Genomic DNA, 25,909 nt, shown 5'->3' on the forward strand with positions numbered 1-25,909 from the left:
TGCAGTCGACGTCGACCACCCAGGTCGATGCGTCTGCATGTACATGCTGCCCAACCGTCCGCACCGAGCGGGTATTCCGGAGCGCGTCAGTGCGTGATCGCGGCGCGGTCGTACACGCGCCGCAGGAACGGCGGCGCCCACCAGTTGCGCCGCCCCAACAGCGTCATGGTCGCCGGCACCAGGAGCAGCCGGACGAGGGTCGCGTCGATGATCACCGCGACCGCGAGCGAGAAACCGACCTCCTTGATGACCAGCAGCTCGCCGAACACGAACCCCGCGAATACCACGACGATGATCGCCGCGGCCGACGTGATGATTCGCCCGGAGCGCTGCAGCCCCAGGCGGACGGACTCGTCGTTCGAGAAGCCGGCGTCGTGCAGCTCCTTGATGCGGGACAGCAGGAAGACCTCGTAGTCCATCGCCAGCCCGAAGGCGAAGGCGATGACGAGCGCCACGACGTACGTCTCGATCCCACCGGTGGACACGAAGTCGAGCACGCCCGAGAGGTTGCCGTCCTGGAACACCCACACGAGGACACCGAGCGACGCGGCGAGCGAGACGATGTTGGTGAGCAGGGCCTTGATCGGGATGACGACCGAGCCGGTCATGAGGAACAGCAGGACGAAGGTCGCCAGGACCACCAGACCGGCCGCCCACGGCGCTCGCTCGGCCAGCGCCGCGACGAAGTCGATCTGACCGGCGGCCTGGCCGGTCACCCAGGTCGGGAAGCCGGGGTCGAGGTCGCGCAGGTCGGCGACGACGCCCTGCGCCTGCGCACCCCCGGCGTCGTCGTCGGTCGTGCGCACCCCCACGAGCACGCGGGACCCGATCGGCGCCGGCGGGTCGACCGATGCGACGCCGTCCACGTCGGTGAGCGTCGCCGCCCAGGTCGCCGCGTCCTCGAGCGTCGTCTCCGCGACGACGAGGACGGTCGGTGAGGTCGACGCGGGGTAGTCCGTGGTCAGCGCCTGCACGTAGTCGCGCTGCTCGGAGCCGGCGGGCAGGAGCTCGATCGTCGAGTTGCGCAGCTGCAGGTGCCCCAGCGGGAGGGCGAGCACGGCCAGGAGCGCGAGCGCACCACCGAGGACGAGCCACGGGCGGCGCTGCACCCGGGCCGCGAGGCGCGAGAAGGCGCCCTCCTCGGACTGCACGTCCGCGGTGTGCGCGAGCACCGCGCGCAGTCCCGGCACCCGGCTGACGAGGCCCGGGCGCAGCAGCCGGCGGCCGAGGAGCACGAGCATCGCCGGGACGAGGGTCAGCGCGGTGGCGACCGCGATGACGATGACCGCGACGCCGGCGGCGCCGAACGCCCGCAGGATGTCCGGGCGGAAGAACAGCAGCCCGGCGATGGAGATCGCGACGGTGACGGCCGAGAAGGCGACGGTCCGGCCGGCGGTCGCCATCGTGCGCACGACGGCGGTGGTCACCGCCGGGTCGCCCCGCCGACGACGACGCCGCGCAGCCCCCGCGGTGCCGGCACCTGCTTCGGCGCCGGTCGCCCCGTGCAGCTCCTCGCGGAACCGCGACACGATGAGCAGGCCGTAGTCGATGGACAGCCCGAGGCCGAGCAGGGTGACGACGTTGACGGTCGACGCGTCGAGGTCGAGCACGTAGGAGAGGGCCAGCAGCATGCCGAGGCCGCCGGCGATCGACGCGATCGCCCCGACCATCGGCATCGACGCGGCGAGCAGCCCGCCGAACACGAGCACCATGACGAGCAGCGCGATCGGCAGGGCGATCGCCTCGCCGGTCGTCAGGTCCTCCTCGACCTGGTCGGTGATCGCCTCGACGATGAGCGACTCGCCGCCGACGACGCCGGTCACGCCCGGGGCGACGTCGGCGACGTCGTCGGTCACCGTGCCCAGGCGCTCGGCGACCCGCTCCAGCGCGGTCGCCTCCGCGGCCGCGTCGAGCTCCGGGTCGAGGTCGACGACCACGAGGAAGCCGTCGCCGTCGACGGCGATGAGCGGGGCCGCGGCGGGGTTCGCCGCCCCCTGGGGCAGCACGAGCGGGTCGATCACGGCCGCGACGCCGTCGATCGCCGCGAGGTCCTCGTGAGCGGGGGCCAGAGCGGCGGCGAGCGCGGGGTCCGCCGGGTCGACGCCGTCGAGCAGGAGGGTGAGCGAGGCGCCCGTGCCCGACGACTCCCGGATGAGGTCGTTGGCCCGCTGGCTCTCCGACCCGGGCACCGACGGCTCGCCGCTGGACAGCCGTTCGAAGAGGTTCTCGCCCTGGACCCCCACGAGGGCGAGCGCGAACCCGAGGACGGTCAGGACGACCCAGACGACGACGGAGATCAGGGGGCGCCGGGCGATCCCGCGGCCGAGGGTCTCGAACACGCGGGCCAGCATCGCAGGTGAGGGCGACGCCCGCGCACCCGTGCTCACCGGGTGCCGCCGCCCGTGGACGGACGCGTCGGCGGCCCTGCGTAGGCTCACGCCATGGACCTGTTCGATGCCGTCACCTCGACCTCACAAGGTCTGCCGACGGCCGCTCCGAACGCGCCGCTGGCGGTCCGCATGCGCCCGCAGTCGTTGGACGAGGTCGCCGGACAGGGGCACCTGCTGGTCGCCGGCTCGCCGCTGCGCCGCCTCGTGGAGCCCGCGGACGAGGGCTCCCGGCGCGCCTCGCCGACGTCGGTCGTGCTGTGGGGCCCGCCCGGCACGGGCAAGACGACGCTCGCCTACCTCATCGCGGCGACGTCCGGGCGCCGCTTCGTCGAGCTGTCCGCGGTGACCGCGGGCGTCAAGGACGTCCGCTCGGTCATCGACGAGGCCCGACGCCGGCTCGCGACCGGTGGCGGCGAGACCGTGCTGTTCATCGACGAGGTGCACCGCTTCACCAAGGCGCAGCAGGACGCGCTGCTGCCGAGCGTGGAGAACCGCTGGGTCACGCTCGTCGCCGCGACCACCGAGAACCCGAGCTTCTCGGTGAACTCCCCGCTGCTGTCCCGCTCGCTGCTGCTCACGCTGCGCCCGCTGGAGACCGCCGACGTCCGCACGCTCGTGCGGCGCGCGGTCGCCGACGAGCGCGGCCTGGCCGGCTCGGTGACGGTGGAGGCCGACGCGGAGGACCACCTCCTGCGGCTGTCCGGGGGCGACGCCCGCAAGGCCCTGACGATCCTCGAGGCGGCCGCGGGCGCGGCGCTGTCCGACCGCGGCCGGGACGGCGGCCCGGGGAGCCCCGAGGGCCCCGGCAGCCCCGGCAGCCCCGGCGCAGAGGCCCCCGCCGTCGTCGACCTCGCGACGGTCGAGCGGGCGGTCGACGTCGCCGCGGTGCGCTACGACCGTGACGGCGACCAGCACTACGACGTGATCAGCGCCTTCATCAAGTCGATGCGCGGCTCGGACGTCGACGCCGCCCTGCACTACCTCGCGCGGATGATCGCCGCGGGGAGGACCCCCGGTTCATCGCCCGGCGCATCGTCATCGCCGCCGCGGAGGACGTGGGCATGGCCGACCCGAGCGCGCTGCAGACGGCCGTCGCCGCGGCGCAGGCGGTCGCCCTCATCGGCATGCCGGAGGCGCGGATCCTGCTCGCCGAGGCCGTCGTCCACCTGGCCACGGCTCCGAAGTCCAACCGGGCGTACCTCGGGATCGACGCGGCGCTCGCGGATGTGCGTGCCGGACGGATCGGGACGGTGCCCGCGCACCTGCGCGACGGGCACTACGCGGGGGCCGAGCAGGTCGGGCACGGCGTCGGGTACCGGTACGCGCACGACGAGCCGCACGCCGTCGCACCGCAGCAGTACCTGCCGGACGAGCTCGTCGGGACGCGGTACTACACGCCCACGGACCGCGGGTACGAGCGGTCGGTCACCGAGCGCCTCGAGCGCATCCGGTCCATCCTCGACGACCGGTAGGGCCGATGGAGGGCGGCGCGACAGGGCCGCTGGGGCCGCGACCGGGCTGGCGAGGGCCGCCCGCGCCCGGGCATCGACGTCGGTGCGGTAGGCTCTCCGGGTTGTCCATGGTCCGGCTGCCCCCGTGCGCCCCGGCCGAGGACGACCACCTGGGGCCTCAGCCGCTGCGAGTCCGCTCGCACATGGTCGGCCCCACGCCCGCCGGACCATCGTCCGCACGCGGGTGTGACGTCACCACCGAACGACAGGAATGAGATCACCGTGTCCTCCGTGACCCGTGCGCGCCGCCAGGTGCGCCTCTCCCGTGCGCTGGGCCTCGCGCTCACGCCGAAGGCCGTCAAGCACTTCGAGAAGCGGCCCTACCCGCCCGGCGAGCACGGCCGTGCCCGCCGCCGGACCGAGTCCGACTACGCCGTCCGTCTGCGCGAGAAGCAGCGTCTGCGTGCCCAGTACGGCCTGCGCGAGAAGCAGATGGCCCGTGCCTTCGAGGAGGCCCGCAAGGACCAGGGCCTGACCGGTGAGGCACTGGTCGAGATCCTCGAGACCCGCCTCGACGCGCTCGTGCTGCGCAGCGGCTTCGCCCGCACCGTGCTGCAGGCCCGCCAGGCCGTCGTGCACCGCCACGTGCTCGTCGACGGCAAGATCGTGGACCGCCCGTCGTTCCGCGTGAAGCCCGGCCAGACGATCCAGATCAAGCCGAAGAGCCAGGCGACCGTGCCGTTCCAGGTCGCCGCCGCCGGTGCGCACCGCGACGTCCTCCCGGCCGTCCCGGGCTACCTCGACGTGCAGCTCGAGAAGCTCAGCGCCGTGCTGACGCGCCGCCCGAAGCGCGCCGAGGTCCCGGTGACGTGCGAGGTCCAGCTGGTCGTCGAGTACTACGCCCGCTGACCTCAGCAGGTACCCGTTCCACCTCCGGTGGCGCCTCGCGCCACCGACCCGGACGCCCCGTTCGCGCCTCACGGTGACGAGCGGGGCGTTCGTCGTCGGACGGTAGGGTTCTGGCGGTCCACCGGGCGTCGGACGGACCTCGCAACGTGGTGGAGAGGTGCACAGAATGTCGCTCGGAGACATCGCGGGGCTGATCGCGGCAATCGCGTTCGTCCTGCTCGTGGGTGCGCTGGCGATCCCGCTGGTCAAGCTCGGCCGGGTGCTCGACGAGGCCCGCGCCTCGGTCAAGGAGATCACCGACCACACCGTCCCGGTGCTCGACGAGACGGCAACCACCATCGCGTCGACGAACGCCCAGCTCGGCAAGGTGGACGCGATCACCACGTCGGCCGCGCAGGTGGGCGAGAACGTGTCCGCCCTGACGTCGCTGTTCGCCGCGACCGTCGGCGAGCCGATGCTCAAGCTCGCGGCGCTGTCCTACGGCGTGCGCCGTGCGGTCGGGGCCGTCCTGCCGTCGCGAGGCACCCGGTGAGGCGCCTCCTCTGGGTCGCGGTCGGCGCGACGGCGACCGTCGTCGCGCTGCGCACGGCACGTGAGGTGACCGAGAAGCACGTCCCGGCCGGTGCGCGCTCCGCGGTCGGCGCGGTGGCCGCGCTCGGCGGGGTCCTCGAGACCGTGCGTCACGAGTTCGCGGCCGGGACCGCGCAGCGCGAGGCGGAGCTGCGGTCCGCGCTGCTGGCCGGCGCCGACCTGGACCGCGCGCGCAGCGCCGTCGACGCCTGGCGTACCGAGCGGGCCGGCCGCGCCGAGCAGGAGGCGCCACCCGCCGGCGCGCCCGAAGCGGGCGCGACGGCGTCGGGCACCGCGGCGTCGGGCACCGCGACGCCGGGCACCACGACGCCGGGCACCACGACGACGTCGGGCACCGCTGACGCCGCTGTGCCCGGCCGCCCCCGCCCCGGCTCGGCCGCCGCCGCCCGGGGAGCGGGGCACGCCGCGCCGAGGACCCCGACGACGGCCCGACGGGCTACTCCTTCTTCTGACCGACCGACCCACGGGCCACCGGCCCGCCGTCGCGGAACACCGCGGCGCTCCGAACCCTTGAGGACATCATGCGTACCGCCGAGATCCGCAAGCGCTGGCTCGACTACTTCTCCAGCCGCGGCCACGCCGTCGTGCCGTCGGCCTCGCTGGTCTCCGAGGACCCGTCGCTGCTGTTCACGGTCGCCGGCATGGTGCCGTTCATCCCCTACATGGTAGGTGAGCGCACCCCGCCGTGGCCGCGCGCGACCAGCGTGCAGAAGTGCGTGCGCACCCTCGACATCGAGGAGGTCGGCAAGACCACGCGGCACGGCACGTTCTTCCAGATGAACGGCAACTTCTCCTTCGGCGACTACTTCAAGGAGGGCGCCATCCGGATGGCGTGGGAGCTCATCACCACGCCCCAGTCGGACGGCGGCTACGGCTTCGACCCCGAGACGGTCTGGGTCACCGTCTACGAGGACGACGACGAGGCGTACGGCCTGTGGCAGACCATCGCCGGCATGCCGACCGAGCGCATCCAGCGTCGCGGCAAGAAGGACAACTACTGGTCCACCGGCCAGCCCGGCCCGGCCGGCCCGTGCTCGGAGATCTACATCGACCGCGGCCCCGAGTACGGCGCGGAGGGCGGCCCGATCGCGGACGAGGACCGCTACCTCGAGATCTGGAACCTCGTCTTCATGCAGTACGAGATCGACGAGGTGAAAGGCAAGGAGGAGTTCCGCATCCGCGGCGAGCTCGCCCAGCGCAACATCGACACCGGCATGGGGCTCGAGCGGGTCGCGTACCTGCTCCAGGGCGTCGACAACATGTACGAGATCGACGAGGTGTTCCCCGTCATCGAGGCCGCGCAGCGGCTGTCGGGACGCCGGTACGGCGCCGACGCGGACGACGACGTCCGGATGCGCGTCGTCGCCGACCACGTGCGGTCCGCCCTCATGCTCATCAGCGACGGCGTCGTGCCCTCCAACGAGGGGCGCGGGTACGTGCTGCGTCGTCTGCTGCGCCGCGTGGTGCGCGCGATGCGCCTGCTCGGCGTCGAGACGCCGACGTTCCCCGACCTGTTCGCCGTCTCCCGCGACGCGATGAAGGAGTCCTACCCCGAGGTCGAGGCGGACTGGGCACGGATCTCGCGCATCGCGATCGCCGAGGAGGAGGCGTTCCGGCGCACGCTCGTGGCCGGGACGACGATCCTCGACACCGCGGTCGCCGGTGCGCGGGCGTCCGGGACCCCGCGGCTCAGCGGTGAGCAGGCGTTCACGCTGCACGACACCTACGGGTTCCCGATCGACCTGACCCTGGAGATGGCCGCCGAGCAGGGCGTGACCGTCGACGAGCCCGCGTTCCGCCGCCTCATGCAGGAGCAGCGGCAGCGGGCGCGCGCCGACGCGCTCGCGAAGAAGGCGGGACCGGCGGGCGCCGAGGCGTACCGGGCCCTGCAGTCGAACCTGGGCGAGCCCGTGCAGTTCCTCGGGTACAGCGAGACGGTCGCGCGCGTCCGGGTCGACGGCCTGCTGGTCGACGGCGTCCCGGAGCCCGTCGCCACCGCACCGGCGTCCGGGTCTCTCGACGTCGAGGTCGTGCTGGACCGCACGCCGTTCTACGCCGAGGCCGGTGGCCAGCTCGCCGACCACGGGACGATCCAGCTCGACTCGGGAGCGGTCATCGAGGTCGACGACGTCCAGGCCCCGATCAAGGGGATGTCCGTGCACCGCGGCCGCCTCCTCGAAGGCACGGTCGCGCTCGGCGACCCGGGGACCGCGACCATCGACACCAACCGCCGCCGCGCGATCAGCCGCGCGCACACCGCGACGCACATGGTGCACAAGGCGGTCCGCGAGGCCCTCGGGGACACCGCGACCCAGGCCGGGTCGGAGAACGCCCCGCACCGCATCCGCTTCGACTTCCGGCACGGCAGCGGCCTGCCCGCCGGTTCGCTCGGGGAGATCGAGGAGCGGGTGAACACCCGCCTCGCCGACGACCTCGAGGTCACCGACGCGGTCATGGACATCGATGCCGCCCGCGCGTCCGGCGCGATGGCGCTGTTCGGCGAGAAGTACGGCGACCGGGTCCGCGTCGTCTCGATCGGCGGCGACTGGTCGCGCGAGCTGTGCGCCGGCACGCACGTCAAGCGGTCCGGCCAGCTCGGCCTGGTCACGCTGCTCGGCGAGTCGTCGATCGGCTCCGGCGTGCGGCGCGTCGACGCCCTCGTCGGCGACGGCGCCTACGGGTTCCACGCCAAGGAGCACGCGCTGGTCGGTCAGCTCACCGGGCTGCTCAACGTCCGCACCGAGGAGCTGCCCGACCGCGTGTCGACCCTCGTCGGGCGGCTCAAGGAGGCCGAGCGGGAGCTCGCCTCCCTGCGTCAGGGGCAGCTGCTCGCGGCGGCCGGCACGCTCGCGGCCGACCCGGTCACCACGGCCGACGGCACCCGGGTCGTGGTGCACGACGCCGGCGCGGTGTCGTCCGCCGACGATCTGCGCGCCCTCGCGCTCGACGTGCGGGGCCGGCTCGGGGAGTCGGCCGCCTCCGTCGTCGCGATCGGTGGCGTGAGCAAGGAGCGCCCCCTGGTCGTCGTGGTCACCAACGCCGAGGCGCGGGCCAGGGGCATCCGTGCGGGCGCGCTGGCGAAGGCGGCGTCGGGCGTCCTCGGCGGCGGTGGTGGCGGCAAGGACGACATGGCGCAGGGTGGCGGGACGGACGCCGCCGCGCTCCCGGCCGCGCTCGCCGGTGTCGCCGCCGAGGTCGGCTCGGTCGCCGCCCGGTGAGCGCATCCGCGGGCGCACGATGAGCGCCGACGCCGGCGACGGCCTGCCACGCGGCGCGCGGATCGGGGTGGACGTCGGCTCCGTCCGCATCGGCCTGGCCGCGAGCGACCCCGACGGCATCGTCGCAACCCCGGTCGAGACGGTGCCGCGGGACACCGCCGGGTGGACCCGGTACCTCAAGGCCGGACCGACCCGCGCGACGGGGAGTCGGCGGGCGCTGCGCCGTCGGCCCATCTGCCGGCCGACGTCCAGCGCATCGCCGCCGAGGCCGCGGACCGGTTCGCCGCGGTGGTGTACGTCGGGCTGCCCCGTCACCTGTCCGGGTCGGAGGGTTCGGCATCCGCGGGTGCACGCGTCTACGCTGATGCGCTGGCGTCCGCAGTCGCACCCATCCCGGTCCGGCTCGTGGACGAGCGGATGAGCACGGTGTCCGCGCACCAGGCTTTGCACGCGTCCGGGAGGTCCGGGCGTCGCCACCGGCAGGTCGTCGACCAGGCGGCCGCGGTGGTGATCCTGCAGTCCGCACTCGAGGCGGAGCGCGCCGGGGGTCGCGAGCGGGGAGCGGGTCCCGTCGGACCCCGGCTCACCGGCACGCGGTGCGGCAGGCGACGGCGAGACGACGGATCGGTAGACACAGTGGTCAACGAAGAACGCGGTGAGCAGTCGGCCGACCAGCAGTGGCCGTCAACCGACAGCGGCGGCGGCACCGCCGTGACCGAGCTGTTCGGCGCCGAGGCGACCGAGCCGGTCGTCCCGCCGCACCGGTCCGGCAGCCCGGCGGACGACCGCGAGGTGCTGCGTCGCCGGCGCCGCCGCCGTGGGGGCATCGCGATCGCGGTCGTCGTCCTGCTGCTCGTCGGTGCCGGGTTCGCCGTGTTCAGCGTCCTCGGGCCGCTCCTCGACCGCGGTGACGGCACGACCGTCGTCGCCGACCACCCCGGGCCCGGGCGCGGGGCCACCCAGGTGGTCGTGAACCCGGGCGACACCGGCGCCGCCATCGGTGAGACCCTCGCGGACGCCGGCGTGGTGGCGACCGTCGGCGCGTTCACCTCCGCGTACACCGCCAACCCGGACGCCCCGTCCATCCAGCCAGGGACCTACGAGCTGCAGCTGGAGATGCGGGCATCCGACGCCGTCGCCGCTCTGCTCGACCCGGCGCGCCGTGTGTCGTATCGCGTGACCGTGCCCGAGGGGCTGACGGCCGCGCAGACCTACGAGCGGATCTCCGCGGTGACGACCATCCCGGTCGAGGCGCTCGCCGCGGCGGCCGCCGACCCGGCCGCGATCGGTCTGCCGCCCGAGGCGGGCGGGAACGTCGAGGGCTGGCTGTTCCCCGAGACGTACCAGTTCGAGCCGACGGTGGACGCGACGACGATCCTGGCGAACATGGTCGCCCAGACCGTGTCGGTGCTCGACGGCCTCGGCGTGCAGCCCGCCGACCGCCAGACCGTGCTCATCAAGGCGTCGCTCGTCGAGCGGGAGGGCCGCAGCGCCGAGGACCGCGCGAAGATCGCGCAGGCCATCGAGAACCGACTGGGCCGCGAGATGCGCCTGGACATCGACGCGGCGCTCGCGTACGGCCTCGGCAAGCCCGGCACGGCCCTGACCAACGCCGACAAGGAGACCGACAGCCCGTACAACCTGTACCGGTTCACCGGCCTCCCGCCCGGCCCGATCGCGGCGCCGAGCGCGGAGTCCATCACCGCGGTGCTCAACCCGACGCCGGGCCCGTGGATCTTCTGGGTGACGGTGAACCTCGAGACCGGCGAGACGCTGTTCGCGGACAACCTCGCCGACCACAACGCCAACGTGCAGAGGCTGCGCGCCTGGCAGGCCGAGAACGAGGGTGAGCGCGACCCAGGGGTCCGCCCGTCGGGCGGCCGTCCTCGGGCACCCGGTCGCCCACTCGCTGTCCCCGGTGCTGCACCGTGCCGCCTACGCCGCGCTGGGGCTCGACCAGTGGCGCTACGACGCGATGGACGTCGACACCGACGCTCTGGCGGGCGTGCTGAGCGGTCTCGACGAGACGTGGGCCGGGCTGAGCCTGACGATGCCGCTCAAGCACGCCGTGCTGCCGCTGCTCGACCACGTCGAGCCGCTCGCCGAGGTGGTCGGCGCTGTCAACACGGTCCTCGTGCAGCACGCGCCGGGTTCGCCGGTGCTCGTCGGGGCGAACACCGACGTGCACGGCCTGGTCGCGGCGCTGGGAGAGGGGCTGGCGGTCCGGGAGGCCGGTCGTCCCGGTCCGCTCACGGCCGTCGTCGTCGGCGCGGGGGCGACCGCCGCGTCGACCCTCGCGGCGCTGGGACAGCTCGGCTGCACCAGTCCCGCGGTGCACCTTCGCTCGCTCGGGCGGGCCGGGTCGCTGCTGCGAGCCGCCCACCGCATGGGGGTCGAGCCCCGGTACGCCGGGCTCGACACCGTCGCCGACGCCGCCGCGCAGGCGGACGTCGTGGTCTCGACGGTGCCCGCGCACGCCGCCGACGGGCTCGCCGCCGAGCTCGCCGGGCGCCGGGTGCACGGCGTCCTGCTCGACGTCGTCTACGACCCCCGCCCGACGGCGCTGTCCGCCGCCTGGGCGGCCGCGGGCGGCGTCGTCGTCGGCGGGGAGCGGATGCTGCTGCACCAGGCGGCGGAGCAGGTGCGGCTCATGACGGGCCGCGTCGCGCCGCTCGCGGCGATGGACCGGGCGCTGACCGAGCGGCTGGGCCTCTGACCGCTGGGCGTCAGACCGCTGGGCCTCTGACCGCTGGGCGTCTGACCGCTGGGCGTCTGGGCGGGCGGCCGTCGGGATCCGGGGTCGATGTTCCTCAACGAACCGGGTCGGCCGGCCGATGGGTCCGGTGACGTCCGGCGTGCGGTGACCTCCCGCAGCGCCGTGGTGGCGTCGCGGACGGAGGAACCCCGTGAAGCAGCTCGGCCAGATCCTGCTCGACGAGGGCCTGGTGACCGAGTCCCAGCTGACGGACGCCCTGGCGGAGCAGCGGGTCCGGGGCCAGTCGCTGGGCACGACGCTGGTCGAGATCGGGATGCTCACCGACCGCCAGCTCGTCGCCGCGCTCGCCGCGCAGGTGGGCATGGCGTTCATCGACCTCGACGAGTACCCGGTCGACCGCATGGCCGTCTCGATGGTCCCCGGCTCGCTGTGCCGGCGTCACGTCGTGCTCCCCATCGCGCTCGAGGACGGCGTCCTCGTCCTCGCGACCGCCAACGCGGGCAACGTCGTCGCGGTCGACGACGTCCGCACCTTCTGCGGGATGGCCGTGCGGACCGTCGTCGCGACGCAGGACGACCTCCTGCGCGCCATCGACCGGTTCTGCCGGGTCGACGGCGAGATCGAGAACCTGTCGTCGGCGTTCGAGCAGGAGGAGGCGCAGCGGGCCGAGGAGCAGGCGAGCCGGATGGCGGAGGTGGCCGACGACGAGGCGCCGGTCGTCCGCTTCGTCAACCTGCTGGTCACGCAGGCGATCACCGACCGCGCGTCGGACATCCACATCGAGCCGGCCGAGCACGACCTGCGCGTGCGGTACCGGATCGACGGCGTGCTGCACGAGACCCAGCGCGCACCCAAGCAGATCCAGGGCGGCGTCATCTCGCGGGTGAAGATCATGGCCGACATCGACATCGCCGAGCGGCGCAAGCCCCAGGACGGGCGCATGTCGGTCACCCACAACGGTCGACAGGTCGACCTGCGGGTCGCGACCCTGCCCACGGTGTGGGGCGAGAAGATCGTGCTCCGCATCCTCGACAACTCGTCGGCGAGCCTGGACCTGCGCGACCTGTCCTTCCTCGGGACCAACCTCGAGACCTACCGGGCCGCGTACACCAAGCCCTACGGGATGATCCTCGTCACCGGACCCACCGGGTCGGGCAAGTCGACGACGCTCTACGCGACGGTGAACGCGGTCTCGCGGCCCGAGGTCAACGTCATCACCGTCGAGGACCCGGTCGAGAGCAGGATCGCCGGCGTCAACCAGGTCCAGGTCAACCCCAAGGCCGGGCTCACCTTCGCCGGCGCACTGCGCTCGATCTTGCGGTCCGACCCCGACGTCGTGCTGCTGGGTGAGATCCGCGACCACGAGACCGCCCAGATCTCCATCGAGGCCGCGCTCACCGGACACCTCGTGCTCTCCACGCTGCACACCAACGACGCACCGTCGGCGGTGACCCGCCTCGTCGAGATGGGGATCGAGCCCTTCCTCGTGGGCTCCGCGCTCGACGCCGTCGTCGCCCAACGACTCGCGCGTCGGCTCTGCGACCGCTGCAAGGTGCCGGTCCAGCCCAGCGAGGCCGAGCTCGTCGGCGCCGGCTACCCGTGGCAGCCGGGCGAGGAGCGGCCGCAGGTCTTCCGGCCGGTCGGCTGCCCGGCGTGCTCCAAGACGGGGTACCGCGGCCGGATCGCGGTGCACGAGGTGATGCGCGTGACGGAGGAGATCGAGCGGCACGCCGTCGCGCGGTCCTCGAGCGCCGAGGTCGCCCGCACCGCCCGTGAGCAGGGCATGGTCCCGCTGCGCGCGGACGGGTGGGCGAAGGTCGCGATGGGCCTGACGTCGATGGACGAGGTGCTGCGGGTCGTCGCGTAGCGCCCGGGTGAACGGCCGGGTGAACGGCCGGGCGGCGCTCATGACGGACCGGGCGCTGCCGATGGGAACGCCGACGGCGCTCCGTGATCGGTGCGCCGTGCCCGGGAGTCCGCCGTCGGCGGCCCGACGACCTGAGAGGCGCACCCGTGAGCGAGTCCTACCTGGTGGACGAGGACCCGGCGGGGTTCCCCGCGCCGTTGTGGCCGGCCCCGTCCGCGTCACCCGCCGTCGGTGTCCCGGCCCAAGGCCCGGCACGCGGCATGCCCCCGTCGGACCTGACCGACCTCTCGACCCCCGGGGCGCTCGGGGCGCTCGGGGTGCTCGGGGCGCCGCCGCCCGGCGCGCCGGACCACGGCTCGCGGGTCGGGCTGACCGGCTTCCGCGACCGGGACCTCGACCTCGACACCGCCCTGCGCGCCACCATCGCCGCCGGCGCCTCCGACCTGCACCTGAGCGCGGGCGCGCCGCCCATGCTCCGGGTCGATGGCACGCTCCGGCCGCTCGAGGGGCACGGACCGTTGTCGGGGACCTCGCTGCAGCGCAGCGTCTACGCCGCCCTGACCCAGCGGCAGCGCGAACGGTTCGAGGCCGAGCTCGAGCTCGACTTCGCCTACGCCGTCGCCGGGGCTGCGCGGTTCCGCGTGAACCTGTACCAGCAGCGCTCGTCGGTCGGCGCGGTGTTCCGCCTGATCCCGCACGAGATCAAGGCGCTCGAGCAGCTGGGGGTGCCGGCGGTGGTCGGCAACTTCGCCGGCCTGCCGCGCGGGCTCGTGCTCGTCACCGGCCCGACCGGCTCCGGCAAGTCGACGACCCTGGCGGCCATCATCGACCTGGCCAACCGCACGCGGCACGACCACATCGTCACCGTCGAGGACCCGATCGAGTTCCTGCACAAGCACAAGAGCTGCCTGGTCAACCAGCGGGAGGTCGGCGCGGACACGCACTCGTTCACCGCGGCGCTGCGCCACGCCCTGCGTCAGGACCCCGACATCATCCTCGTCGGCGAGCTCCGCGACCTCGAGACGATCTCGGTCGCCCTGACGGCCGCCGAGACCGGCCACCTCGTCTTCGCGACCCTGCACACGCAGGACGCCGCGCAGACGGTCGACCGCATCATCGACGTCTTCCCGGCCGAGCAGCACGGGCAGATCCGCACGCAGCTCGCGGGCGCGCTGCAGGGGATCGTCTCCCAGACGCTGTGCCGGACGGCGAGCGGGCGAGGTCGCGCGGTGGCCACCGAGGTCATGGTGGCCACGCCGGCGATCCGCAACCTCATCCGCGAGGGCAAGACCCACCAGCTGTACTCCGTGATGCAGGCCGGTGGTCAGTACGGGATGCACACGCTCGACCAGGACCTCGCCGAGCTGGTGACGTCCGGGCGGGTGACCTACGAGGACGGCCTGGAGAAGTGCCACCACGCCGAGGACTTCACCCGGCTGACCGGTCGCACCGGCAGCGGCCGCACCACCGGCGCCCCCGGGGCCCCCTGGTCGACGGCGCCGCGGACGACCCGTTCGGCGCGATGCCGGCGGCCATGGCGACGTGGGAGACGGTGACCCGCTGATGGCCGACACCAGGACGTTCCAGTACGCCGTCCGCGACCGCAGCGGGAAGATCGTCAAGGGCCGCATCGAGGCGACCAACACCGCGGCGGTGGCCAACCGGCTCAAGACCATGGGGATGGCGCCGGTCGCGATCAACGAGGTGAGCACGTCTGGCCTGCAGCGCGAGATCACGCTGCCCACGCTCGCCGACCGGGTCAGCCTCAAGGACATCGCCATCATGGCCCGGCAGCTGGCGACCATGGTCTCGGCGGGGCTGTCGCTCCTGCGGGCCCTGACGATCCTCGCCGACCAGACGGAGAGCAAGAGCCTCGCCCGGGTGCTCGGACGCGTGCGGCACGACGTCGAGAACGGTCTCGGGCTGTCGACCGCCCTGGGCGCGCACAAGGACGTCTTCCCGCCCCTCATGGTCAACCTCGTCCGCGCGGGTGAGACGGGCGGCTTCCTCGAGGACGCGCTGGTGTCGGTCGCGGAGAACTACGAGGCCGAGGTCAAGCTGCGGAGCACCATCAGGTCCGCGATGACCTACCCGGTCATGGTGTTCGCGATGGCGATCCTCGCCGTGGTCGGGATGCTCATCTTCATCGTCCCGGTGTTCCAGGACATGTTCGCCGGGCTCGGCGGTCAGCTGCCGCTGCCCACGCGCGTCCTCGTCACCCTCAGCCATGCGATGGCGTGGTTCGCGCCCGTGGGCCTGGTGCTCGGCGTGGTGTTCGCGTGGTGGTGGGGAAAGCACCGGTACGACGCCGGTGTGCGCGCGCGGGTCGACCCGCTGAAGCTGCGGATGCCCGTGTTCGGGGCATTGTTCAAGAAGGTGGCGATCGCTCGGTTCAGCCGGAACTTCGGCACGATGATGGGCGCCGGCGTGCCCATCCTGCAGGCGCTCGACATCGTCGGCGAGACCAGCGGCAACTGGGCGATCGAACGCGCCGTCGCCCAGGTCAAGGAGAGCGTCCGCAACGGCCATTCACTGGCCGGCCCGCTCGCCGAGCACCCGGTCTTCCCGCCGATGGTCGTCCAGATGATCGCGGTGGGTGAGGACGCCGGTGCGCTGGAGACCATGCTCGCGAAGATCTCCGAGTTCTACGACCAGGAGGTCCAGAGCACCACGGAGCAGCTGACCTCGCTCATCGAGCCGCTGATGATCGCCGTCCTCGGGGCCGTCATCGGCGGCATGATCATCGCCCTCTACCTGCCGATCTTCAACATCTTCACGCTCATCGAGTAGGCATTCACCGGCCACCAGGCCGGCCGTTCCCGCGAGCGGACGGGTGAATAGCGCCGAAGTGGCGCGGACCGGCTCACAGCCCCGGGCCGGGCGCCGATAGGGCAGGCGTACCTCAGCCCCATCCACCCGCACGGAATTCACGAAGGAGAGCCCACCATGATGGCTCGTGTCCGCAAGTCCCTCGCCGAGAACCAGAAGGGCTTCACCCTCGTGGAGCTGCTGGTCGTCGTCATCATCATCGGCATCCTCGCCGCGATCGCGATCCCGGTGTACCTGAACCAGCAGAACGGCGCGCGCGACTCGGCCACCCGGGCCGACCTCGCGAACGCGAAGACGGCGCTCGTCGTCCAGCTCGTCGAGGACCCGGACCTCGCCGTGGCCACCGGCCAGCCGGTGCCCGGCTTCACCCCGTCCGAGACCACCGACTCGTTGACCGTGGACTCCTACGACGCAGCGGGCGGCACCTTCTGCCTCGAGGCCGTGTCGAGCTCCAACAGCACGGTGAACACCTTCCACACGACCGAGGCCAGCGGTGTCGAGGACGGCGCCTGCTGACACCCGTCGCCTGACCCGGTGTGGGGCACGACGGGCTCCGTCGTGCCCCACAGCCTTCTGCGCATCCATCGCCGCACACCACCCGCACACTGACCAGGACGAGGAGTACCGATGACGGAGCGCCGATCACGCGCCGATGCCGGCGAAGCCGGCTTCAGCCTCGTCGAGGTCATCGTGGCCATGGTCCTGCTCGGCGTGATCGCGATGGCCTTCCTGCCGCTGGTGGCCCGCAGCGTCGCCGCGGCGAGGACGGGCGCGACGGTCGCGACAGCGAGCCGCATGGTGGCCGACGAGATGGAAGCGGTGCGCGCCACGGCGACGTGCCCGACGGACGAGAACAACGCCTCCCCGGTCCGCACAGTGACCGACCCCCGCGGTGTGGTGCTCCAGGCGAGGACGGACGTCGTCGGCGAGTGCTCCTCCGGACTCGTGCGGTTCACCGTCCAGGTCGCCCGCGCCACCGCCCCGACCGAGCCGCTGGCGACCGCGACGACGCTCGTCTCGGTGGGCGGGCCGTGAGCCGCCTCCGGCGGCGCATCGCCGCCGGCGGGCCGGAGCGCGGGTTCACCCTGGCCGAGCTGCTCGTCTACTGCGCGCTGCTGGCGATCGTGCTGCCCCTGGCCGGCTCGCTCCTGCTCGGAGCCGTCATCGCCCAGCGGGACGTGCAGGCGGTCAACACCGCCACCGCGTCGGTCCAGGCCGTCGCGGCGTCCGTGGAGTCCGGCGTCCGCAACGCGTCGGCGATCCGTGCGACGGCCTTTGGCGACCCCGAGGACGTCGACCCCAGCCAGCTGCTGGTGGTGCGCACCCGTGGGACCGACGCCTCTCCCCGGTGGTTCTGCCAGGCGTGGTACTACGACGCGTTCGCGGGGACCGTCCGCACCCGGCGTGTCGCCGCCGAGAAGGTCGGGTCGCCGATCGTCCGACCGGCTGCCGCCACCACCCCGGGGTGGACCGAGCTCGCGAGCGGGGTCACCGCCGCCAAGTGGCGCGGGCCCGGCCCCGCGCCCGCCCCGGTCCCGGTGTTCGAGGTGACCCCCACGGCCACCCCCACCACGGTGCGAATCGGCCTCGAGATCGGAGCGGGCGAGCGCCCACCCGTGGTCCTGATCGGGGCGCGCGAGCGCCCGCCGGTGGCCCTGTCCACATCCATCACCAAGCGCCCCCAGGGCGAGACGGCGAGCACACCATGCTTCTGACCCGCCCGCCCCGGTCCGGCGACGTGCGTGACGCCGCGCGCGACTCCGAAGCGGGCAGCGCGATGGCCGCCGTCCTCGGCATCATCGCGGTCACGGCGGTCATCGCCGTCAGCCTCCTGGCGACCACCGTGTTCGCGTCCGGGGTCACGAGCGCCGGCCGCGCGGGCGTCCAGGCCTCCGCAGCGGCGGAAGCCGGGCTGGACTACGCGCGGGCAAGGTTCGCCACCTGCACCGGGGGCGGCTCGAACGGCACCATCACCCCTGCCTCCGGCACAGAGCCGACGTTCAGGCTCCAGGTCGCGTACCGGAAGACCGCCGGGTCCGGCAGCTGGAGCACCGGGTGCCCCAAGTCCGACTCGACGGAGGTCCGCATCCGCTCCACCGGGTATGCGCCCGGCTCGGGCCCGCTCACGTCGCGCCCGCACGCCGTGATGGAGGGCATCTACACGATCGTCGTCGCCGAGCCGTCCCGGCCGCTGTTCCCCAACACGATCATGGGCGAGCACCACATCGACATCGCCGCGGCGACGTCGATCACCGGAGCGATCAGCACGGCCGGCGACTTCCGGTGCAACGGGTCCATGTCGCAGTCCGCGGCGACGACCCCGAGCGGGGCGACGCTCGAGCCGGGTGACCTGCACATCGGTGGCACGTACGTCGACAACGGCTCCTGCGTCACCTCGGGAACGAGGTACGACAAGGCCAAGTACAAGGCGGACAATCCTCGCAACGAGTTCCCGCGGATCGTCCCGGGCGACCCCCGCCTCTCCGCCTTGGCCCCACCCCCGTCCCGCTGAGCCAGGCCATCTGGCAGCTCGATCCCAACTCCGCTGCGCACCCGTGTGACATCTCCGGCCAGCAGACCGGACCGCATCCGCTGCCCAGCATCGTGATCGACGCCCGGCAGTGCAGCGGACCGATCGCGTCGAAGCCGGCGCACGTCCCCGGCCCGCTGAAGATCCGGGTGAATGTCACCGTCGAGCTCAGCGGCGACATGGTGTGGCTGGTGGACGACTTCGATCTCAGCGGGTACATCACCGTGCGTTCCAAGCCGGGGACGGGCACTCACTCCCTCTACGTCATCAAGCCCTGGGACCCGGCGCGCACCGGCGCGTGCGCGACCGGCGCGGCCAAGGGGATCCGGATGACGGGGGCGGGTTCATCACCGACTCCGAGACCAAGGTCATGCTGTACAGCAGCGAGAAGATCGACGTCGCCACGAGCCTGAGCATGGCCGGGCAGATCTACGGCTGCGACGTCCGCCTCGGCGCCTCGACCCATCTCATGTACGGCCAGTTCGGCACGATGACCCCCCGGTGCTCGCGGGTTGGAGCCTCGTCTCCAAGCGTGACGTGACGGGCTGATCCGCGTGCTCCTCGTCGTCCCCCTGACCGTCCTCGGCCTCCTCGTCGGCTCCTTCCTCAACGTCGTCGTCTGGCGCGTGCCGCGGGGAGTCCGTCGCGTATCCGCCCAGCGCCTGCCCCGAGTGCGGTCACCCCGTCCGTCCGCGCGACAACGTCCCGGTGCTGTCGTGGCTGCTCCTGCGCGGGCGATGCCGTGACTGCGGGGCGCAAATCTCCGCGCGCTACCCGCTCGTCGAGCTCGCCACCGCGGTGCTGTTCGGGCTCGTCGCGTGGCACGTCGAGCCGTGGGCCGTGCCGGCGATCGCCTACCTCGCCGCGATGGGTGTCGCCCTCGCCCTGATCGATCTCGACACCCACCGACTGCCGAACGTGATCGTCCTGCCGTCCTACCCGGTGCTCGCGGCGCTGCTCGTGCTCGCCAGCTGGGGGAGCGGCGACTGGCCGGCGCTCGTCCGGGCGGTGATCGGCGGCGTCGCGCTGTGGGTCGCCTACTTCGCCCTGTGCGTGGCGTACCCGCAGGGCATGGGCTTCGGCGACGTCAAGCTCGCCGGGTTGCTCGGTGGCGCGCTGGCCTGGCTGGGTTGGGGGACGTTCGCCGTCGGCTCGTTCGGCGCGTTCCTGCTCGGTGGGATCTTCGCGATCGGTCTGCTGGCGACCCGACGGGCGAGCAGGGGCAGCGGGATCCCGTTCGGCCCGTGGATGCTCCTCGGAGCAGCCGTGGGGGTCGCCGTGGGCGAACCGCTGTGGGCCGCCTACGTGCGCCTGCTGGTCTGAGGACCACGGGCGCGACGGCACCGGCCCGTCGCCTCGCCCCGTCGACTCCGGCCGCGGGCGCGTTCTCACCCGGCCGACGCACCCGTGATGCGTCATACCCGCGCCCGCCCGACCGATAGGCACGTCAACTCACCGGACCACGAGAAGGGAATCTCCGTGCCCAAGGTAGGAGTCATCGGGCTCGACCTCGGCAGCACCCACGTGCGCGCCGTCGAGGTCCGGCTCGGGCGTGGAGGGGCGGCCGGCAAGGGCGTCCCCACCCTGACGCGCTACGCCCAGGTGCCTCTGCCGCTCGGCGCCATCCGCGACGGCGAGGTCGCGGACGGCCCGGCCGTGACGGCCGCCCTGCAGGAGCTGTGGGTGAAGGGGAAGTTCACGTCGCGCGACGTGAACATCGGCGTCGGCAACCAGCGCGTCGTCGTCCGTGAGCTCGAGCTCCCCTGGATGCCGCTGCCGCAGATCCGGGCGTCGCTGCCGTTCCAGGTGCAGGAGCTCATCCCGATGCCGGTCGAGGAGGCGCTGCTCGACTACTACCCGACCGGTGAGCGTGAGGGCTCCGGCGGCCGGATGATGCAGGGGATGCTCGTCGCGGCCACCCGCGACACCGTCCGGGCCAACCTCATGGCGGTCGAGTCGGCGGGCCTGCGCCCACGCATGGTCGACCTCACGCCCTTCGCGCTGCTGCGTGCCCTCACCCGTGACGCGTACGCGGACCAGACCGTGGCGCTCGTGGAGATCGGCGCGCGGATCACGCAGGTCGTCATCGTCGCCCGCGGCGTGCCGCGCTTCGTGCGCATGCTGCCCTCCGGTGGCCAGAACGTGACCGACGCCGTCGCCGGCGCCCTGGGGATCGCGGCCGCGGAGGCCGAGGTCGTCAAGCGCAGCGTCGGCATCGGGTATGCCGTCGAGGCCGACCTCGCCGCCGCGGGGGAGGCGATCAGCACCGTGGTCCGACCGCTCATGGAGGCCGTCCGCAACACCTTCGTCTACTACGCCAGCAACAACCCCGGCGCCGGCATCGAGGTGGCCGTCCTCACCGGTGGCGGGTCCCAGCTGCCCGGGCTGGACCGGTACCTCGAGAGCACGAGCCGCCTGACGGTCGTGGCCGGTGACCCGCTCGCGGCCCTGAAGGTCGCGGCGACCGCGCACCTCGAGGACGCCGTCGGGCACTCCCCGTCTCTCGCGACGCCGATCGGGCTCGCCTACGGGGTGGCCGCATGAGGCCCACGTCGACGGTCGCCACCGCCCCCTCGTGGCCCCAGGTCAACCTGCTCCCGTCCGAGATCCGCGAGGCCCGCAGCCTCGGCATCGTCAAGCGCTGGATGGTCGCGTCGGTCGGCGTGACGGCGGTCGCCGTCGGCGCGGTCGCCGCCGTCGGGCACGTCCAGACCCAGACGGCCGCGTCCGAGCTCGCGCAGGTCGAGGCGGAGACCGCTCAGCTGCTCGCCAAGCAGCGGCCGTTCGTGGAGGTCACCGCGGTGCGTACCGAGCTCGAGACGGTCCGGACGGCGCGCGCGTACGCGCTCGCCCACGAGGTCCTCTGGTCGGACTACCTCGGTGCCCTCGCCGCCGTCACGCCCGACGGCGTCCGGATCTCCACGGTCGAGCACAGCGGGGCGACCCTGACCGCCGCACCCGTGTCGGCCGACCCGCTGGTCAGCGGCGGCGTCGGCACCCTCCGGTTCACCGCCGTCGCGCGCGACGTCCCGGACACGGCCGCGTGGGCCGACGCCCTCGACGCCGTGCCCGGGTTCAGCGACGCCCGCATCGCCGCCGCGGTGCTCGCCGACGACGGCCCGGCCGGCGCCCTGCCGTACGACGTGACCGGCACCGTCCAGGTGGACGCCACCGCCTACTCCCACCGCTTCGACCCGACCGAGGGGACTCATGACGCGCACCGCGTCGACCGTGCGCTGGATGATCGGGACGGCCGTCGTGTGCCTCGTCGTGCTCCTCGGGTCGTGGCTGCTGCTGCTCGAGCCCATGCTCGACGACGCCGCCGCGAGCCGGGACCAGGCAGTGCAGACGCGCGCCCAGAACGCGGCACTCACCGGCAACCTCGCCGCGCTCGAGGCCGAGTTCGCCGGGATCGACGCGTACCGGGCCGAGCTCTCCGAGCTCCGCCGGCAGCTGCCGAGCGATGCCGAGCTCACCGCCCTGAGCCGGGAGATCCACGCCGCGGCGGCGGGCGCCGATGTGCAGCTCGTCGGCATCGAGGTGCTCGAGTCGCTCGACATGACGGCGGCCGCGGCAGCGGGCGGGACCGCTCCGGCACCCGGGGAGGTGGCCCCGGACACCGCGATCGGGGAGGCCGAGCCCGTCGCCACGGACGTCCTCCCGGGCGCACCTGTCACCGCCCCGCCCGTGGAGGGGATGATCGCGATCCCGCTCACGGCGACGGCAGCCGGCTCGGTCGACGGCGTCCGCGCGTTCCTGCGCGCGCTGCAGACGGGTCTCGACCGTCAGCTGCACGTCGCGTCGCTCCGGATCACCGCGCTCGAGCCGTCCGACGGGTCCGACGGCGCCCGCGCGTCGGTCGCGGGGGACATCCGCGCGGCGATCGGCGCGTTCGCCTACGTGCTGCCCACGTCCGACGGTGTCGCGGTGGGTGGCGCCTCCGACGGTGCCGGCGACACGGGGGCGCTGCCCCTCGCGTCGACGGGCACCCCTTCCTGCCGGCCGACGCCGACGTCGCGGTCGAGCCGGAGGTGCCCGCGCCGGACCCCGCGACGGTGGTCGCCGACAGCATCGCCGCCGCCCTCGAGGAGCGGCTCGCCGCGGCGACCGCCGCCTCGCAGGCTCAGGCGGACGCGTCGGCGGCCGCAGCGCAGGCCGCCGCGGCAGCGGCGGAGGCCGCAGCCGCGGACGCCGCAGCCGGCGCGCCCGTGCCAGTCGGTCCGGACGTCGGCCTGGACGGCTGACCCGACCCCACCCGACCTCGGCCCGCGTCCGCAGCCCGGACGCGGGCCGAGGCACGTCGCCGCCCGTGGAAGGATCGACGCCATGCTGCGTTGGTTGACCGCCGGAGAGTCGCACGGCCCCGCCCTGGTGGGGATCCTCGAGGGGCTGCCCGCAGGCGTCGCGTTCACCACGGACGACCTGCGCGATGCGCTCGCGCGGCGCCGCCTCGGCTACGGGCGCGGCGCGCGGATGAAGTTCGAGCAGGACGACGTCCGCATCCTCGGCGGCGTCCGGCACGGCGAGAGCCAGGGCGGACCGGTCGCGATCGAGATCGGGAACACGGAGTGGCCCAAGTGGGTCGACGTCATGTCCGCCGACCCGGTCGACGACCCCGAGAAGCTCAACCGGGCCCGCAACGCACCCTCACCCGCCCGCGGCCGGGCCACGCCGACCTCGTCGGCATGCGCAAGTACGGCTTCGACGACGCCCGGCCGGTCCTCGAGCGTGCCTCCGCCCGCGAGACCGCGACCCGGGTCGCGCTCGGCACCGTCGCCGCCCGGTTCCTCGAGCAGGCCGCCGGCATCCGCCTCGTCTCGCACGTCGTCGCGATCGGCCCCGTCGGCGTGCCCGACGACGCCCCGCTGCCCCTGCCCGACGACGTCGCCGCGCTGGACGCCGACCCCGTGCGCTGCGCGCACCCGGCGACGTCGGCCGCGATGGTCGCGGAGATCGACGACTGCCACAGCGCGGGCGACACCCTCGGCGGAATCGTCGAGGTGCTCGCCTACGGCGTGCCGTCCGGCATCGGCTCCTACGTGCACGGCGACCGGCGGCTCGACGCCCGCCTCGCCGCCGCGCTCATGGGCATCCAGGCGATCAAGGGCGTCGAGGTCGGCGACGGCTTCCGGACGGCCGCCCGCCGCGGGTCCCAGGCGCACGACGAGATCGAGCGCGACCCGGTCTCCGGCCGGATCCGGCGGCTGTCCAACCGCGCCGGCGGCATCGAGGGCGGGATGGCCAACGGTGAGGTGCTGCGGGTCCGCGCCGCGATGAAGCCGATCTCGACCGTGCCGCGTGCGCTGTCCACGATCGACACCGCGAACGGCGAGCCTGCCAAGGCCCAGCACCAGCGCTCGGACGTGTGCGCGGTCCCGCCGGCCGCCGTCGTCGCCGAGGCGATGACCGCGCTCGTGCTCGCCGACGCGCTGCTGGAGAAGTTCGGCGGGGACTCGGTCGGCGAGGTGGCCCGCAACGTCGAGGCGTACCTCGCGGCCGTCCCCGAGCTGCAGCGGTGACCGCGACGCCACGACCCGGCCCCGTCCCCGGCACGCGGCCGGTCGCCGTGCTGGTCGGCCCGCCCGGTGCCGGCAAGTCCACGGTCGCGCGGGGTCTCGCCGACCTCCTGGGCGTCACGGTCCGGGACACCGACCACGACGTCGAGGTCGCCGCGGGCAAGCCGATCCGCGACATCTTCGTCGACGACGGCGAGCCCACGTTCCGCACCCGGGAGCGGGCCGCCGTCGCGCGCGCTCTCGTGGAGCACCGCGGCGTGCTCGCGCTCGGCGGCGGGGCCGTCATGGACCCGCTCACCGAGGCCGACCTCCTGGCGTACGCCGAGCGCGGCGGGACGGTGGTCTTCCTCGACGTGTCCCTGGCGCAGGCCGCGCCGCGGGTCGGGTTCAACACGTCCCGGCCGCTGCTCATGGGCAACCCGCGGGCGCAGTGGCAGTCGCTCATGGACCGGCGTCGGCCGGTCTACGAGCGAGTCGCCACGCTGGTCGTCAGCACCGACGGCCGGACCGCGGCGCAGGCCGCACGCGAGGTCGCCGACCACCTCGCCGAGCACCTCACCGACCAGCTCGCGGCCGCCTCGGCGACCTCGGACGAGGCCGCGTCGTCGTCGTCGTCGACGCCGTCGTCGTCCGAGGCGTCGTCGGCGGAGCCGAGGCAGGACCCCGCGACACCCACGCCCGCACCCGCACCCGCACCCGAAGGAGAAGCACGGTGAGCACCACGGAGCACAGCGCGACCCGGGTCGTGCGCGTCGAGGGCGCGCAGGCGTACGACGTGGTGATCGGGCGGCGCCTGCTCGGCGACCTGCCCGCGCTCCTCGGCGAGGGCGTGCAGCGCGTGCTCGTCATCTGCACCGAGGCGATGACGACGTCGGCCGACGCCGTCCGCGAGGACCTCGTCGCGCAGGGGTACCAGGCGATCCTCGCCGAGGTGCCGGACGCCGAGAACGCCAAGTCGGCCCAGGTCGCCTCGTTCTGCTGGCAGATCCTCGGGCAGGCCGACTTCACGCGCTCCGACGCGATCGTCTCGGTGGGCGGGGGCGCGACGACCGACCTCGCCGGCTTCGTCGCGTCGACGTGGCTGCGTGGCATCAAGGTCGTCCACATCCCGACGACGCTGCTGGCGATGGTCGACGCCGCCGTCGGTGGGAAGACCGCGATCAACACCGTGGAGGGCAAGAACCTCGTCGGCACGTTCCACCCGCCGGCCGGCGTGCTGTGCGACCTCGCGTCGCTCGAGTCGCTGCCCAAGTGGGACTTCGTGGCCGGGCTCGCCGAGGTCATCAAGTGCGGGTTCATCGCCGACCCGCGGATCCTCGAGCTCGTCGAGGCGGACCCGACCGGGTTGGTGGAGCGCGGCGGGTCCTCCGGGGAGGACACCGCCGGCGAGGACGTGCTCACCGAGCTCATCGAGCGGTCCATCCGGGTCAAGGCGCGGGTCGTGGGGGAGGACCTCACCGATCGAGGGCAGCGCGAGATCCTCAACTACGGCCACACGCTGGCGCACGCGATCGAGCAGGTCGAGCGCTACGACTGGCGGCACGGAGCGGCGGTGTCCGTCGGCATGGTCTTCGTCGCCGAGCTCGCCCGGCTCGCCGGGAAGCTCGACGAGTCGGTGGTGGACCGTCACCGGGCGATCCTGCAGTCGGTCGGGCTGCCGGTGACCTACCGCGGCGACCGGTGGGAGCAGCTGCTCGCGGTCATGCGCCGGGACAAGAAGTCGCGTGGCGATCTCCTGCGGTTCGTCGTGCTCGACGACGTCGCCAGGCCGACCCGCCTGGAGGGGCCGGACCCGACGCTGCTCGCGGCCGCGTACGCCGAGATCAGCGCGGACGCGCCGACCGGACGGGGACCGATCGCCCTGTAGGGGTGCGGTGCGTCCCGCGCCGCAG

21 protein-coding genes and 5 pseudogenes are annotated in these 25,909 nt (G+C 73.6%); 23 read left to right on the forward strand and 3 right to left on the reverse strand.

Translation table 11 applies throughout. The features are described 5' to 3' along the window. Nucleotides 1-86: 86 nt before the first annotated feature. Complete coding sequence (locus REH70_RS09880) at nucleotides 87-2,351, reverse strand: MMPL family transporter (protein ID WP_396134741.1); 2,265 nt, start codon at nucleotides 2,349-2,351, stop codon at nucleotides 87-89. Nucleotides 2,352-2,441: 90 nt separating this feature from the next. Here REH70_RS09880 and REH70_RS09885 point away from each other — a divergent pair. The 3 genes and pseudogenes from REH70_RS09885 (at nucleotide 2,442) to REH70_RS09895 (ending at nucleotide 5,282) form a co-directional block, all read left to right on the forward strand. Beyond that, nucleotides 2,442-3,862, forward strand: a pseudogene (locus tag REH70_RS09885) (replication-associated recombination protein A). 261 nt (nucleotides 3,863-4,123) lie between these two features. Beyond that, nucleotides 4,124-4,750: a 30S ribosomal protein S4 gene (gene rpsD, locus REH70_RS09890; protein ID WP_310754036.1), complete on the forward strand. Its 627-nt coding sequence runs from the start codon at nucleotides 4,124-4,126 to the stop codon at nucleotides 4,748-4,750. Nucleotides 4,751-4,916: 166 nt separating this feature from the next. Beyond that, nucleotides 4,917-5,282, forward strand: coding sequence for a DUF948 domain-containing protein (locus REH70_RS09895; RefSeq protein WP_310754038.1), 366 nt, complete (start codon nucleotides 4,917-4,919; stop codon nucleotides 5,280-5,282). Between the two features lie 148 nt (nucleotides 5,283-5,430). Here REH70_RS09895 and REH70_RS09900 read toward each other — a convergent pair whose 3' ends face one another. Then, nucleotides 5,431-5,676 carry a hypothetical protein gene (locus REH70_RS09900; RefSeq protein WP_310754039.1) on the reverse strand — a complete coding sequence of 82 codons (246 nt, stop codon included), beginning with the start codon at nucleotides 5,674-5,676 and terminating at the stop codon, nucleotides 5,431-5,433. A 186-nt stretch (nucleotides 5,677-5,862) separates the two neighbouring features. Here REH70_RS09900 and alaS point away from each other — a divergent pair, with 186 nt between their 5' ends. The 16 genes and pseudogenes from alaS (at nucleotide 5,863) to pilM (ending at nucleotide 21,045) form a co-directional block, all read left to right on the forward strand. Beyond that, nucleotides 5,863-8,559 (forward strand): alanine--tRNA ligase, encoded by a 2,697-nt coding sequence (gene alaS, locus REH70_RS09905; RefSeq protein ID WP_310754041.1) that lies wholly within the window; start codon nucleotides 5,863-5,865, stop codon nucleotides 8,557-8,559. A gap of 19 nt (nucleotides 8,560-8,578) precedes the next feature. After that, nucleotides 8,579-8,671, forward strand: a pseudogene (locus REH70_RS09910) (Holliday junction resolvase RuvX); the annotation flags it as partial. A 179-nt stretch (nucleotides 8,672-8,850) separates the two neighbouring features. Further along, nucleotides 8,851-10,317: pseudogene (gene mltG / locus REH70_RS20615) on the forward strand (endolytic transglycosylase MltG); the annotation flags it as partial. Between the two features lie 88 nt (nucleotides 10,318-10,405). Continuing rightward, nucleotides 10,406-11,275 (forward strand): shikimate dehydrogenase, encoded by an 870-nt coding sequence (locus REH70_RS09925; protein WP_310754043.1) that lies wholly within the window; start codon nucleotides 10,406-10,408, stop codon nucleotides 11,273-11,275. A 190-nt stretch (nucleotides 11,276-11,465) separates the two neighbouring features. Then, on the forward strand, nucleotides 11,466-13,142 hold the full coding sequence (locus REH70_RS09930) for an ATPase, T2SS/T4P/T4SS family (protein ID WP_310754045.1): 1,677 nt from the start codon (nucleotides 11,466-11,468) through the stop codon (nucleotides 13,140-13,142). A 146-nt stretch (nucleotides 13,143-13,288) separates the two neighbouring features. After that, a complete protein-coding gene (locus tag REH70_RS09935) occupies nucleotides 13,289-14,698 on the forward strand; it encodes a type IV pilus twitching motility protein PilT (RefSeq protein ID WP_310754046.1) in 1,410 nt (469 codons plus the stop codon). 7 nt (nucleotides 14,699-14,705) lie between these two features. Next, a complete protein-coding gene (locus REH70_RS09940) occupies nucleotides 14,706-15,932 on the forward strand; it encodes a type II secretion system F family protein (protein WP_310754047.1) in 1,227 nt (408 codons plus the stop codon). Between the two features lie 156 nt (nucleotides 15,933-16,088). Further along, nucleotides 16,089-16,487: a prepilin-type N-terminal cleavage/methylation domain-containing protein gene (locus REH70_RS09945; RefSeq protein WP_310754048.1), complete on the forward strand. Its 399-nt coding sequence runs from the start codon at nucleotides 16,089-16,091 to the stop codon at nucleotides 16,485-16,487. Between the two features lie 111 nt (nucleotides 16,488-16,598). Beyond that, on the forward strand, nucleotides 16,599-17,006 hold the full coding sequence (locus REH70_RS09950; RefSeq protein WP_310754049.1) for a prepilin-type N-terminal cleavage/methylation domain-containing protein: 408 nt from the start codon (nucleotides 16,599-16,601) through the stop codon (nucleotides 17,004-17,006). Beyond that, complete coding sequence (locus REH70_RS09955; protein ID WP_310754050.1) at nucleotides 17,003-17,686, forward strand: prepilin-type N-terminal cleavage/methylation domain-containing protein; 684 nt, start codon at nucleotides 17,003-17,005, stop codon at nucleotides 17,684-17,686. The genes REH70_RS09950 and REH70_RS09955 overlap by 4 nt, the downstream gene beginning before the upstream one ends. Further along, nucleotides 17,677-18,483: a hypothetical protein gene (locus REH70_RS09960; RefSeq protein WP_310754052.1), complete on the forward strand. Its 807-nt coding sequence runs from the start codon at nucleotides 17,677-17,679 to the stop codon at nucleotides 18,481-18,483. The genes REH70_RS09955 and REH70_RS09960 overlap by 10 nt, the downstream gene beginning before the upstream one ends. A 92-nt stretch (nucleotides 18,484-18,575) precedes the next feature. Further along, nucleotides 18,576-18,914, forward strand: a complete 339-nt coding sequence (locus REH70_RS09965) for a hypothetical protein (protein ID WP_310754054.1) — start codon at nucleotides 18,576-18,578, stop codon at nucleotides 18,912-18,914. Next, a complete protein-coding gene (locus REH70_RS09970) occupies nucleotides 18,872-19,042 on the forward strand; it encodes a hypothetical protein (RefSeq protein ID WP_310754056.1) in 171 nt (56 codons plus the stop codon). The genes REH70_RS09965 and REH70_RS09970 overlap by 43 nt, the downstream gene beginning before the upstream one ends. A gap of 97 nt (nucleotides 19,043-19,139) precedes the next feature. Next, nucleotides 19,140-19,266 (forward strand): annotated as a pseudogene (locus tag REH70_RS20620) (prepilin peptidase); the annotation flags it as partial. A 33-nt stretch (nucleotides 19,267-19,299) separates the two neighbouring features. Continuing rightward, nucleotides 19,300-19,824, forward strand: a complete 525-nt coding sequence (locus tag REH70_RS09980) for a prepilin peptidase (protein WP_396134742.1) — start codon at nucleotides 19,300-19,302, stop codon at nucleotides 19,822-19,824. Between the two features lie 156 nt (nucleotides 19,825-19,980). Beyond that, nucleotides 19,981-21,045 (forward strand): type IV pilus assembly protein PilM, encoded by a 1,065-nt coding sequence (gene pilM, locus REH70_RS09985; protein WP_310754057.1) that lies wholly within the window; start codon nucleotides 19,981-19,983, stop codon nucleotides 21,043-21,045. A 328-nt stretch (nucleotides 21,046-21,373) separates the two neighbouring features. Here pilM and REH70_RS09990 read toward each other — a convergent pair whose 3' ends face one another. Continuing rightward, nucleotides 21,374-21,673 carry a hypothetical protein gene (locus tag REH70_RS09990; protein ID WP_310754058.1) on the reverse strand — a complete coding sequence of 100 codons (300 nt, stop codon included), beginning with the start codon at nucleotides 21,671-21,673 and terminating at the stop codon, nucleotides 21,374-21,376. Between the two features lie 859 nt (nucleotides 21,674-22,532). On the opposite strand from REH70_RS09990, the gene REH70_RS09995 reads away from it, so the two are divergent. From REH70_RS09995 to aroB, 4 genes and pseudogenes are all read left to right on the forward strand, one after another. Beyond that, nucleotides 22,533-22,745 (forward strand): hypothetical protein, encoded by a 213-nt coding sequence (locus tag REH70_RS09995; RefSeq protein WP_310754511.1) that lies wholly within the window; start codon nucleotides 22,533-22,535, stop codon nucleotides 22,743-22,745. A gap of 82 nt (nucleotides 22,746-22,827) precedes the next feature. After that, nucleotides 22,828-24,020 (forward strand): annotated as a pseudogene (gene aroC / locus REH70_RS10000) (chorismate synthase). After that, nucleotides 24,017-24,733: a shikimate kinase gene (locus REH70_RS10005; RefSeq protein ID WP_310754059.1), complete on the forward strand. Its 717-nt coding sequence runs from the start codon at nucleotides 24,017-24,019 to the stop codon at nucleotides 24,731-24,733. Before aroC ends, REH70_RS10005 begins: the two are co-directional and overlap by 4 nt. Then, entirely contained in the window at nucleotides 24,730-25,884 is a 1,155-nt protein-coding gene (gene aroB, locus REH70_RS10010; protein WP_310754060.1) for a 3-dehydroquinate synthase, read from the forward strand. The genes REH70_RS10005 and aroB overlap by 4 nt, the downstream gene beginning before the upstream one ends. Nucleotides 25,885-25,909 lie beyond the last annotated feature (25 nt).

The sequence above is a fragment of the Cellulomonas sp. ATA003 genome (assembly GCF_031582905.1).
GTDB lineage: Bacteria > Actinomycetota > Actinomycetes > Actinomycetales > Cellulomonadaceae > Pengzhenrongella.